This is a genomic window from Faecalibacillus intestinalis (assembly GCF_015097455.1).
GTDB lineage: Bacteria > Bacillota_I > Bacilli_A > Erysipelotrichales > Coprobacillaceae > Faecalibacillus > Faecalibacillus intestinalis.
In genome coordinates, this window is sequence record NZ_AP024085.1 from 1,556,439 (window position 1) to 1,568,739 (window position 12,301).

Consider the following 12,301-nt stretch of genomic DNA (forward strand, 5'->3'; position numbering starts at 1 on the left):
TCCTTTTTGTAGCATTATACCATAGTTATTTTCTTTTTCATATTTTAAAAATAATTTAGGAATATTCTATGTTATAATAAGGAAAGTATTTAAGGAGGGGATTGAATGGAAAAAGATTTAACACATGGAAATACATTAAAACTGATTATTTCATTTTGTATTCCATTAATTGGTGGTGCTATTTTCCAACAACTTTATAACGTTGTCGATACGATGATTGTTGGACGTTTTGTAGGGGTAGATGCTTTGGCAGCAGTAGGATCAACAGGTTCTTTAAACTTTCTAATTATTGGTTTTGTTTTAGGACTTGCTGCTGGATTTGGTATTCCTATTGCTCAAGCTTTTGGTGCTAGAGAAGAAAAAAGAATGTTACAAACTATTATGAATGCTTTCTATTTATGCATTTTCTTTTCGATTGTTTTAACTGTTTTAACTCATTTTACAACAGAAACATTGCTTACTTGGATGCAAACACCAACCAATATTTTTAAACAATCTTATGACTATATATCAATTATTTTTTATGGTTTAACTTGTACAATTGCATATAATTTTTTAGCAAGTGTTTCACGTGCTTTAGGGGATAGTAAAACACCTCTTATTTTCTTAATTATATCATCGGTACTTAATGTTGTTTTAGATTTATCAATGATTATTAATTTTCATATGGGTGTTCGAGGTGCTGCCCTTGCCACAGTGATTGCTCAAGGAATTTCAGCTGTTTTATGTTTTATTTATATGGCTAAAAAATATCCTAATTTAAGATTTGATCATCATGCACGTTCTATAAGTTTTCCAATTATCAAAAAACTTATTAATATTGCCGTCCCAATGGCTTTACAATATTCAATTACGGCTGTTGGTGCTGTTATCTTGCAAAGTGCTGTTAATACTTTAGGTTCAGCAAAAGTTGCTGCTATTGCTGCTGCCCAAAAATTATCGATGTTCTTTACGCAACCAATGGATATGATGGGTTCTACAATGGCTACCTTCTCTGGACAAAATTTAGGTGCCGGAAAGATAGAGCGTATTTTTAAAGGAATTAAAGAATCTATGCTCCTTGTCATTGGTTATGGTATCGTTGCTTGTATCTTTATGATTTTCTTTGGAAAATACCTTTCATTATTATTTGTTGCTGGTAATGAAACAGGCGTTATTAATGATGCTCAACAATTCTTGATTTGCAATAGTATTTTCTATTTTGTTTTAGGTATTCTATTTGTTTCAAGAAACACCATTCAAGGTTTAGGAAAATCCGCACTTACGATGCTTGCCGGGGGTGCTGAATTAGTGGCAAGAGCTTTTGTTGCCTTTGCCCTCGTTGGTAAGTTTGGTTATAATGCCATTTGTTTTGCTAATCCAATTGCTTGGTTTGCAGCAATCATTATTTTAATTCCAACACTTGTTATTTTAATGAAAAAATTAAAGAAAGAACATAGTTAAAAAACTGGTACGAATTTACTCGTATCAGCTTTTTTATATGTTCTTTGAATTTAAACGATTATGAATGTTTTGCATTTTCAAATCAATTTCAGCAATTGATTTAGCACATTCTTGAAGTTCTTTTTTAACATCGTCAGAAACATTATTATCTGTTTTATATTTTAGCTTATGTTCAAGCGATGCCCAAAAATCCATGGCTATTGTACGTAATTGAACTTCTACATGAATTGGTTTAGGTCCTTCAGATAAAAAGATAGGAACTTCTAAAACAAGATGTAATGACATATAACCACTTTCTTTAGGATTTTGAATATAATCTTTCATTTCAATAAGTTGAATATCATCTTGATTTGTAAGTAGCTGTGCTACTTTATAAACATCATCTACATAATTACAGATTACTCTGATTCCCGCAATATCATGAATATTTTCTTCTAATGAACGTTCTGTAACCGGAATATCTTTACTGATTGCTTTTTTTAAAATACTTTCTGGTGATTTAAGCCTAGATTCTATATGATGAATTGGATTATGATCATGTTTTACTTTAAATTCAGCATCAAGAATTTCAAGTTTTGTACGTACTTCTTTAATCCCTGCTTCATAGATTTGTTGCATTCTCAATAGTTCTGTAACATTTTCATAAAGTGTTGTTTTTGCAAGATTATTAACAACATTTTGTTTAATTTTTTGACTTGTTTTCATTATAACACCTCATCTTTATTAAACCTTAAAAAGATGAACTTGTCATTAACAAAAGAAAAATCTTTAAAGATTTAATCACTAAGGTCTTCTCCATTAGAAGCAATAACTTTTTTATACCAATAGAATGAATCTTTTCTATAACGATCTAATGTTTTTAAATCAAATTCATCACGATCAACATAAATAAATCCATAACGTTTAACCATACCTTCATGAGTAGAAATTAAATCAATTGCTGACCATGGACAATACCCCATCATTTCAGCTCCATCAGTAATTGCTAATTGAATTTGTTCAATATGTTTTCTTAAATATTCAATACGATATGGATCATGAACTTTACCATCTTCTGTTAATTTATCATAAGCTCCAAGTCCGTTTTCAGTAACGATCATTGGCAAACGATATCTTGAATACATTTCTCGAATTGTAGCTCTAAATCCAAATGGATCAATTTCCCAACCAAAATCAGTATGAGGTAAATTTGGATTGGCTGCTCCTAAATAAACACCCTCTTCCATACGTGTTTTTTGTTGATCATGTCCAAATGTTTCTTCTTGACTTTCATCACACCAAGCAACAGTTGCTGTTGAATAATAATTGAAACCAATAAAATCAGGATGTCCATTCTTTAAGATTTCCATGTCTCCCTCTTCAATATGTGGTGTAGCATCTCTTTTTTCCATAAAAGCCCATGCTAAATGGTTGTATTCACCATAAACTGCCATATCTAAATAAAGCCAGTTTCTAATCGCATTTAAGTTTTGAGCAGCTAATTGATCTTCTGGTTTACAACTTGCTGGATAAGCAAGAGAAATATTTGGTGCTGGTCCAATTTTTCCACCTTCAACCATTTCATGACATAAAGCCATGGCTTTTGCTTGTGCTACTAACATATGATGATTTTGTTGGTAAAGAGATTTATATTTTTCTGGTCCTGTAAGGGTTGTTGTGCCAATAATATCTCCTGATAAAATTAAAACGTTTTGTTCATTGATTGTAAGCCAGTATTTAACACGATCACCAAAGTTTTCAAACATCACTTTAGCAAAATTAACAAACCAATCAATAGATTCTCGTTTTTCCCATCCACCTCTTTCTTCTAAGGCTTGTGGCATATCGAAATGGAACATTGTCACTAATGGAATAATATTATATTTTAAACATTCATTAATAACATTATTGTAGAAATCAATTCCTTCTTGATTTACTTCACCTGTTCCTTGAGGTAAAATTCTAGACCATGAAATAGAAAAACGATAAACTTTAAAGCCCATTTCTGCCATTAAAGCAATATCTTCTTTATATCGATGATAAAAATCTGCACAAACTGTTAAATCAGATGTTCCTTCTGGTACTACTTTAACATCTTGAACAGAAGGCCCTTTACCATGAGATAAGTTAGCTCCTTCTACTTGATAAGCTGATGTACTTGCTCCCCAAAGAAAATCCTTTGGAAAAGGTTTTAATTTTTTGTGTAACATTCTTTCTTCCTCCTATTTTCTTTATTATACAACCAAATAAAAAAACATCCAACAGGATGTTTAATCAAAAAATTCATCATCTTTATTATCACGATATTTATGATAAATATTTCCACAATAATAAAACATTAATTCATCATAAACTTTACTTGATAATTTTTCACCTACATAAAGCATTTCATACTTTACACCTTTTTCTACGTATTTAAAACCCATTTCTAAAAGTCCATTTCTTAAATAAAAACTTTTACGATGAATACGTTGTTGATAATTTTCATATTTTTCATCAACCTCTTCAATACATAACATAATCGTATGGGGATATCTTTTCTTTAAAAGTTGTAATACGACACTTCCATATCCATGTCCTCTTTGTTTTTCATCAATTGCAAGATAGAGAATATAAGATAAATTTTGATACGTAATAACATAAGTTAGACCTACCCATTGATGATGATCATAGATTGATAAAAATTCTCCTTTACCTTCATGATGTTTATCTATAAGGGCTTTCCATGGAGCTCTTTCATCTTCCGGAAAAGCACTGTAATAAAGTTCACTTACTTGTTGCATATCAGTTTCACTGATGTTTTTAAATTGTAATTTCATAAAACTCTCCTATTTGTAATATTTATCAAAATAAGCTTTTAATGATTTTTTAATAGATATATGATCTAATTTCATAGAAAAAATAAATCTTTCTTTTTCTTTAAAATCATTTCTTAATTCACCAATATGTTTTCTAAATGCTTCATATTGGACAATAATGTCGTTTTCTTTCGCAAATTTTTGAATATTATTTAAAATATTTAATGAATAACATACATCTATAAGGAATACACCATAAAATAATCCCACAAAGAAAGAAAACCAAAGATTTCCTGCTAACCATTCAATAGAATGAATAATATTAGGATGAATTAAAAAATAATAGATGGCACTTAAAAGATACCAAAAGAAAGTAAACTTAGGACAAATAATTCCTTGTATATTCCATTTTTCATCGCTATAATCCCAAAGTTTGACATGCATTCCCTTTATAAAAATAAGTCCTGCAAAATATTCTATTAAAGTAACTGATAAAGCCATTAACAAAAATAAGACTGTTTTTCTTAAATAAACTTCATGAATAAAAGAAACATTTATATGTGCTAATAAATAAACCACACATAAACTAAAACCATACAACGGTAAATAAGGACCCACTAAAAAGCCCGGATTGATCCATTTACGTGTAGGATTTGCTTTGGAAAAAAAGCGACGGAAAATAAGTTCTAAAAGCCATCCAGCTAAACTTCCTATAAAAAATATAAACGCTAAAATCAACCATTCTTTCATAAAATCACCTATTTCATTTTATTAAATAATATAGTAATTAGAATACTTGAAACAACCTAAAAAATCAAGTTAAAAAAATAAGGCTTCCGCCTTATAATGTACAAATCATGACTGTCATTGTTCCATCAAAATCAACTTCTTTTTGATCTGAACATACAACAAAATGATCTCCTTTTTTAACTTCTTTTCCTTCTACTGTTCCTTGCCCTTCAATGATTGATACAAGTTGGAATGGTTTATCATTCTTTACTTTATTATATCCTGTCATATCATATTTATTTAATGTTAAATAGTTAGATGATACAAGTTCTTTTCTTGTTCCATTTTCAATTGTTTCTTCTACTTGTTTTGATAGATCATATGGTTTATAAGGTACTGTTGTCACATCGATGGATTGTTTTACATGAAGTTGTCTTTCATTTCCATCTTTATCTTTTCGATGATAATCATAAACACGGTATGTGATATCTGATGATTGTTGTGCTTCATAGATCAATGAACCTTTACAGATAGCATGAATTGTTCCACTTGGAATATAGAAGAAATCTCCTTTTTTGATATCAAACTTATTTAATAAATTGTCGTAATCATCGTTTTCGATAGCTTTTACAAGTTCTTCTTTTGTTTTAGCATGATGTCCCATGACCATCTTTGTATCTTCTTTACAATCTAATACATACCAGCATTCTGTCTTTCCTAATGAATTTTCATGAAGAGCTGCATATTCATCATTTGGATGAACTTGTACAGATAAATCATTACAAGCATCGATGATCTTTACAAGCAATGGAAATTGTTTATCTTTGATATTTCCAAAAAGTTCACGATGTTCATCAAAGACTTTTGAAAGTGTTTGACCTTTAAATTCACCTTCTTTGATTGTATTATCACCATTTGGATGTGCTGAAGGTGCCCAGCATTCTCCTGTTTAATCACTTGGAATAGCATAACCATACTTTTCTTTAAGTTGGTTTCCTCCCCAAATCATTTCTTTAAATACAGGTTCTACCCATAAAATATGTCCCATTACTATTCTCCTTTTCCTTTTTCATGTGTTGATTCATTTCTTCTTTCATCCCAATCTAAATTCATAGAGACTTTTTTAATAAGTAATTCTTGATAATTCTTTTTAAAGAGTAAGGAATAGATTAAATCTATAATATAATCACTACTTATTTTAGAAGAAAATGATCCAATTTTATTAATAATATTTTCTTTTGAACACATTGTTAAACAAATATCTGCTTTTTTTCTTAAATAACTATCATTTAAAGAAGTGATTGCAATAATAGATCCCCCATTTATTTTAATACGTTCAACAATAGGTTTAATTTCATTTGTTTGTCCTGAATAGGAAATAATTAGCGCTACTGAATTTTTAGTCGTATGCAAAGCTTGTTGAGTCTGCTCTGTAGGAATAATTTTCAAGTTAACAAACTTATTGACATAAGTCATTTTATGTTCAAACATCAATGCTGATAAAAAAGAATCTCCTACCGCAAACAAGTCAATGATGTTTGCTTTATCAATATAATCCACTGCTTTTTCTAATTCGTTCATATCAAGAACTTGATTAGTTCCTTCAATGGTTTGTTTATAGACTCCTCCAACATTATGACAAATTTCATTCATCGAACTATCTTGCATAAATGGCTTATTAAAATTTATCGTAGAAAATGTTTGAGATTGAGTTATTTCGGCAAAATGAACACGAAAGTCATTAAAATTTTTTTCTCCCAATTTCTTACAAAAACGACTAATTGTTGCTGTTGAAGTATAAGTTGCTTCTGCAAGCTCTTTAAGATTCATATGAATCACATCTTCTTTATGTTCAATTAAATAATCTGCTATTTTCTTTTCTAATTCACTAAAACCTTTTTGGTATTCAATCGTTGATAATAGACTCATATTTTCACCTCAAATTCATTGTACCTTTATATACAATGAAAGACAAGAATACATTGTATCCTTGTCAAATTCATTATTAAGCTTCTGCAGCTTGTTTGTTTTGGTATTTTTCGTATGCAATTAAGAATGGTGTGTAGATAACTGTTGAAACAACAATTAAGATTGCTTGAGTTACTGCACCCATTACGTTAGCACCTGTAGCTAAGAATCCGAATACGATTGGTGGAGTTGTCCAAGGTACTGTTAAACATGCAACTGGACAGAATCCGATAACTGTTAACACATAACCAACTAAGATAGTTACTAAACATGCAAATACAAATGGAATACCTAAGATTGGGTTTAATACCATTGGAATACCGAATGTAACTGTTTCATTGATGTTGAATAAACCTGGAACTAATGATAATGAAGCGATTGCTTTATTATCTTCACGTTTACCAAAGATAATGATTGCGATTACTAAACCGATAGTAACACCTGAACCACCAAATTCACCACACATTTGTAAGAAATACATATTGATGATATTTTTTGGAGTTTCACCTTTGTTGAATGCTTCAACGTTTTCAAGTGCTAATGGTGTAAATAATGCTTCTTTTACTGCAGATAACATGTTGTTACCATGAATACCTACTAACCAGAATAACATGATTACTAAATAGATAATCATAACACCTGGAACTGTAGCACCTACAGCCCCTAAAGGACCTTGAACACCATTTTTGATAACATCATTTAAGTATAAACCAGTTAAGTTATAACATGCTGATCCAATACAAGCAGTGATGATTAAAGTAATAGTAGCTGGTACTAAAACTTCGAATGCACGAGCAACTCCTGGTGGAACTTGTTCTGGCATTTTAATTTTTAATGCATCTTGTTTTTCAAAGAAGCAGAATAATTCTACAGATAATACACCAATAATCATACCAGTGAATAAACCAGTAGCTCCTAATTCGTTACCAGCAACACCAGTGAAAGCTTCTTTAGCTCCGTCTACCATGTGTGAAGTGTTTGTAACTGATAACCATGCAGCTAAACCTACTAAACCTGGAATATAACCAGCTCTTTCAGCTCCCATGTTCCAAACACCGATTTCTTGGGCGATACCAAGAGTGATACCAACTGTGATACAGCTGATCGTACAGAAGTTAACAGCTTGGAATGCTGGGTTTAAGAAATCTAAAGCCATAATTGGTTTGAAGAATAAACCTAACCCAGTGCTTTCGTTAACCAATACGTTACACCATAAAACCCCAATTGCCCCAGCGATTGTTAAAGGCATGAAGTTTTGGAACGCATTTTTGATTGCAGATAAATATTTGTTTTGACCGCACCATGCACCAGCACGACCTAAGACATCTGCCATTTTGTCCATAATTTTTTCCTCCCTTAATTAATTTTGACATGATTATCATAACGTGACATTTTTCTTTGTTAAAGGCTTACAATGGTTTTTGTTTTTTATTTACAGCATTCTTTTTTCTTTAAAAAAATCGTGTAATTTATTTACAAAAACATAAAGAAAAAAATCATTTGTTAAAACAAATGATTTTCGTGTCATTTTATAAGTAGTCAAAAAATACGGAAGGTATTTAATTTATTAAATAAATGACAATCTTTATTTTATATATAGGATAGAAATTGTACACCTTTTTAAAAGATTTAGAGAGTAATTTTCATTAATTCCTTTTCGGTACAATAAACGATGTAATTTATTTACAAAAACTTAACTAAAGATAAATGTTGGTAAGTATCTCTTGAAAAACTAATCAAATAGTGAAAAATTTAGAATCATATTTAAAATTACTGAATTTCAATGCACATAAGCTGTTGCCTATCTCTTTGAATATATGAAGAAATATCTTCTTTTGATAATATTTATTATGTTGATCTTTATATTTATAAAGCCCTATATAATTTCTTAAATATTTATCTGATATTCCTCGATACTTATATAGAAATAAATCTATCGATGAATGTAAATCATTTATCTTTTTAAGGGTATAACCATCTTTCTCTTTTTTACCTGATGGTATCTTGATTCATTTAACTCTTAAATCTTTCATCAATTTATGATATGACCTCAAGCTGTCACTTACAACTTGACATGTACTTGGAATCTTATCTTTATATATTTTATAGAGCTCTTTGGAATGAATCCTTCCTGTTTCAGATACTTGGATTACTTTATTGTTATGTTGATCTATGGCACATACGATATTTCTTTTTTGACTGCTCATCCCTCTTTTTTGTTTTTCTTTGTTTTCCATATGTTTGCCTGAATGTGTAACGACATTTAGTTTTTCATCCAAATAAACCGTATCACTTAAAACAGGGTTATCATGAGTCAAATCAGCAAGAACACTTAGTATTTTATGTCTCCATAAAAGAGAGGTTGGTTCACTTATTCCAGCGATATCAGCAGAACGAGCAAGAGTATCACCATTAAATAAAGATTGAATATATTCAAACCATTGATAAGGTTGCTTTTTAGTGTATGAAAGCAATGAACCAGTAATAGAAGAAAATGTTTTTGAACATTCTTTACACAAATATCTTTGATTGCCTTTATTATCCTTGCCATATTTAATGATATGTTTACTTTGGCAATGAGGACAAAAAGAACTATCATAGTTGTTTGATAGTTCTTCATGAATATTTGAATCGTAGATGTGATTGATCAAGTGATTATTAAGTTTTTCTCTAATAATTTCAATTTCATCATCACTTGCATTATTAATAATTGAATCAATAATATCATTAAACATTTTATTTTCCATAGCTTTCAACCTCTTGACTATATGATAGAACAAATCAAAATGGTAAGCTTTCTATTACAAAAGTTAGACTGACATTATTAGGTGTTATCACCAATATTTATCTTTAGTTAGGTTATTTACAAAAAAAGATGACTTGCATCACCTTTTTTTATCTATATTATTAAAAGATAATATTTCATTATATGATTTAGTCTAAAATTGGGAAGTTACGATTTAATCGTTAAAGGGATATAACAATATTATCTTTTAATAGCAAAATTATTTATCTAATTGATAGAATGAATCAACGCCACCATATAAGCTTTGTTTTCCTAATTCATCTTCAATTCTTAATAATTGATTGTATTTAGCAATACGGTCTGTTCTTGATGCAGAACCAGTTTTAATTTGTCCAGCATTTGTAGCTACAGCAATATCAGCAATTGTTGTATCTTCTGTTTCACCAGATCTATGAGAAACAACAGCAGTATAGTTTGCTTTTTGAGCCATTTGAATAGCTTCTAATGTTTCAGTTAAAGTACCAATTTGGTTAACTTTAATTAAGATAGAGTTTGCTGTTTTCTTAGCAATACCTTCTTGTAAACGTTTTGTATTTGTTACAAAGAAGTCATCCCCTACTAATTGTACTTTTTTACCTAATTTTTCAGTTAAATATTTCCATCCTTCCCAGTCATCTTGATCAAGACCATCTTCGATAGAAATAATTGGATATTTTTCAACAAGTTCACCGTAGAAGTCAACTAACTCTTTTGAAGTAAATGTTCTATTTCCTTCACCTGGTAAAACATATTTACCATCTTTATAGAATTCTGAACTGGCAACGTCCATTGCAAGTTTAACATCTACACCTGGTTTATAACCTGCTTTTTCAATAGCTTCAATAACTGTTTGAATAGCTTCTTCATTTGATTTTAAGTTAGGCGCAAATCCACCTTCGTCACCTACAGCCGTATTTAATCCTTTATCATGTAATACAGCTTTTAAATTATGGAATACTTCAGCACCCATACGAATTGCTTCTTTGAATGTAGGAGCTGAAACTGGCATAATCATAAATTCTTGGAAATCAATGTTGTTATCAGCATGTGCCCCACCATTGATAATATTCATCATGGGTGTAGGAATAATATGAGCATTTGCTCCACCAATATAACGATATAATGGCATACCTAATGAATCAGCGGCACATTTAGCAACCGCAAGAGAAACACCTAAGATAGCATTTGCTCCAAGTTTACCTTTATTATCAGTACCATCTAAATCAATCATTGCTTGATCGATTTCTCTTTGAGCAAAAACATCATACCCTAATAATTCAGGAGCAATCACTTCGTTTACATTTTTAACAGCTTGTAAAACACCTTTACCTAAATAACGTGATTTGTCTCCATCTCTTAATTCTACTGCTTCATAAATTCCTGTAGAAGCTCCACTTGGTACGATTGCTCTACCAAAAGCTCCACATTCACTTCTAACTTCAACTTCAACAGTTGGATTTCCACGAGAGTCTAATACTTCGCGTGCTTTAATACTTTGAATTAAATCCATTTTAATACTTCCTTCTTTCATTTTTGTTTTGTTTGTGTTTGTGATTTTTGTTTGTGATCTGGTATCAATAAAAAATGATTTATTAACACGAGGTTAGCTGTAACTAACTGTCTATAAGTTAGCATATACTAACCTTGTGTGTCAACCCTTTTTGACTACTTTTTTTCAACTTCAAATACTATTTTGTTCCTTTTTTTATAAAATATTCTTTGATAGATACAAAAAAATTCCTTTTTTCATTTATTTATCTTTCTTGTTTCATTGACTTTCTTTAATCGACACTTTATAATTTGTTCAGGTGAATTCCTTCACCTGAAGGAAGAAATTTATGTAGTTTTACGTTATTTCTTTTTTAATGTTTGTGATCATTAATGTGATGAAAGGAGAAAATAAAAAATGATTTATTCACATGAAGTTGAAGAAATGTGCACTGTAAATCGTGGTGCATCACACGGATGTGCTCCTATTCCTGAAGAAGGAAAATGGGTATATTCAAGAGAAATCAAAGATATTTCTGGTTTAACACATGGTATTGGTTGGTGTGCTCCACAACAAGGTGCATGTAAACTTACTTTAAATGTTAAAGAAGGTATCATTGAAGAAGCCTTAATTGAAACTGTTGGATGCTCAGGTATGACTCACTCTGCTGCTATGGCTAGTGAAGCATTAGTTGGTAAAACTTTATTAGAAGGTTTAAATACTGACTTAGTTTGTGACGCTATTAACACAGCTATGAGAGAATTATTCTTACAAATCGTTTATGGACGTACTCAATCAGCATTCTCTGAAGGTGGATTACCTGTAGGTGCTGGTCTTGAAGACTTAGGTAAAGGTTTAAGATCAATGGTAGGTACATCATACTCTACTAAATTAAAAGGACCTCGTTACTTAGAATTAACTGAAGGTTACATTACTCGTATCGCTTTAGATACAAATGATGAAATTATCGGTTACGAATTCGTTAACTTAGGTAGAATGATGGAAATGATTAAAGATGGAAAAGATGCTAATGAAGCTTTAGAAGCTGCTAAAGGTAACTACGGTAGATTCAACGATGCTGCTAAATACATCGATCCAAGAAAAGAATAA

Annotated in this window: 11 protein-coding genes; 2 read left to right on the forward strand and 9 right to left on the reverse strand. The window is 30.5% G+C overall.

Features of this window, described 5'->3' with window-relative positions; genetic code table 11:
* The first annotated feature begins 105 nt into the window (after positions 1-105).
* The gene (locus Fi14EGH31_RS08485; RefSeq protein WP_117782047.1) at positions 106-1,443 is read left to right on the forward strand and encodes an MATE family efflux transporter; all 1,338 of its coding nucleotides are present in this window, start codon (positions 106-108) and stop codon (positions 1,441-1,443) included.
* A 33-nt stretch (positions 1,444-1,476) separates the two neighbouring features.
* On the opposite strand, the gene Fi14EGH31_RS08490 is transcribed toward Fi14EGH31_RS08485, so the two are convergent.
* The 9 genes from Fi14EGH31_RS08490 to eno all read right to left on the reverse strand — a co-directional run bounded on the left by Fi14EGH31_RS08490 (position 1,477) and on the right by eno (position 11,212).
* Positions 1,477-2,148, reverse strand: a complete 672-nt coding sequence (locus Fi14EGH31_RS08490; RefSeq protein ID WP_117782046.1) for a GTP pyrophosphokinase — start codon at positions 2,146-2,148, stop codon at positions 1,477-1,479.
* A gap of 71 nt (positions 2,149-2,219) precedes the next feature.
* Entirely contained in the window at positions 2,220-3,632 is a 1,413-nt protein-coding gene (locus Fi14EGH31_RS08495) for a glycoside hydrolase family 1 protein (protein ID WP_117782045.1), read from the reverse strand.
* Positions 3,633-3,692: 60 nt separating this feature from the next.
* Complete coding sequence (locus Fi14EGH31_RS08500; RefSeq protein ID WP_117782044.1) at positions 3,693-4,241, reverse strand: GNAT family N-acetyltransferase; 549 nt, start codon at positions 4,239-4,241, stop codon at positions 3,693-3,695.
* 9 nt (positions 4,242-4,250) lie between these two features.
* Complete coding sequence (locus tag Fi14EGH31_RS08505; protein ID WP_022001442.1) at positions 4,251-4,970, reverse strand: putative ABC transporter permease; 720 nt, start codon at positions 4,968-4,970, stop codon at positions 4,251-4,253.
* 91 nt (positions 4,971-5,061) lie between these two features.
* Complete coding sequence (gene manA, locus Fi14EGH31_RS08510) at positions 5,062-5,850, reverse strand: mannose-6-phosphate isomerase, class I (RefSeq protein ID WP_234697857.1); 789 nt, start codon at positions 5,848-5,850, stop codon at positions 5,062-5,064.
* A gap of 149 nt (positions 5,851-5,999) precedes the next feature.
* Positions 6,000-6,878, reverse strand: coding sequence for a MurR/RpiR family transcriptional regulator (locus Fi14EGH31_RS08515; RefSeq protein ID WP_200764706.1), 879 nt, complete (start codon positions 6,876-6,878; stop codon positions 6,000-6,002).
* 76 nt (positions 6,879-6,954) lie between these two features.
* The gene (locus tag Fi14EGH31_RS08520; RefSeq protein WP_200764707.1) at positions 6,955-8,259 is read right to left on the reverse strand and encodes a PTS sugar transporter subunit IIC; all 1,305 of its coding nucleotides are present in this window, start codon (positions 8,257-8,259) and stop codon (positions 6,955-6,957) included.
* 667 nt (positions 8,260-8,926) lie between these two features.
* The gene (locus Fi14EGH31_RS08525) at positions 8,927-9,664 is read right to left on the reverse strand and encodes an IS1 family transposase (protein ID WP_118347874.1); all 738 of its coding nucleotides are present in this window, start codon (positions 9,662-9,664) and stop codon (positions 8,927-8,929) included.
* A gap of 258 nt (positions 9,665-9,922) precedes the next feature.
* Entirely contained in the window at positions 9,923-11,212 is a 1,290-nt protein-coding gene (gene eno, locus Fi14EGH31_RS08530) for a phosphopyruvate hydratase (RefSeq protein WP_022001698.1), read from the reverse strand.
* 396 nt (positions 11,213-11,608) lie between these two features.
* Between eno and Fi14EGH31_RS08535 the strand changes: the two genes are divergently transcribed.
* Positions 11,609-12,301 (forward strand): iron-sulfur cluster assembly scaffold protein, encoded by a 693-nt coding sequence (locus Fi14EGH31_RS08535; protein WP_022001699.1) that lies wholly within the window; start codon positions 11,609-11,611, stop codon positions 12,299-12,301.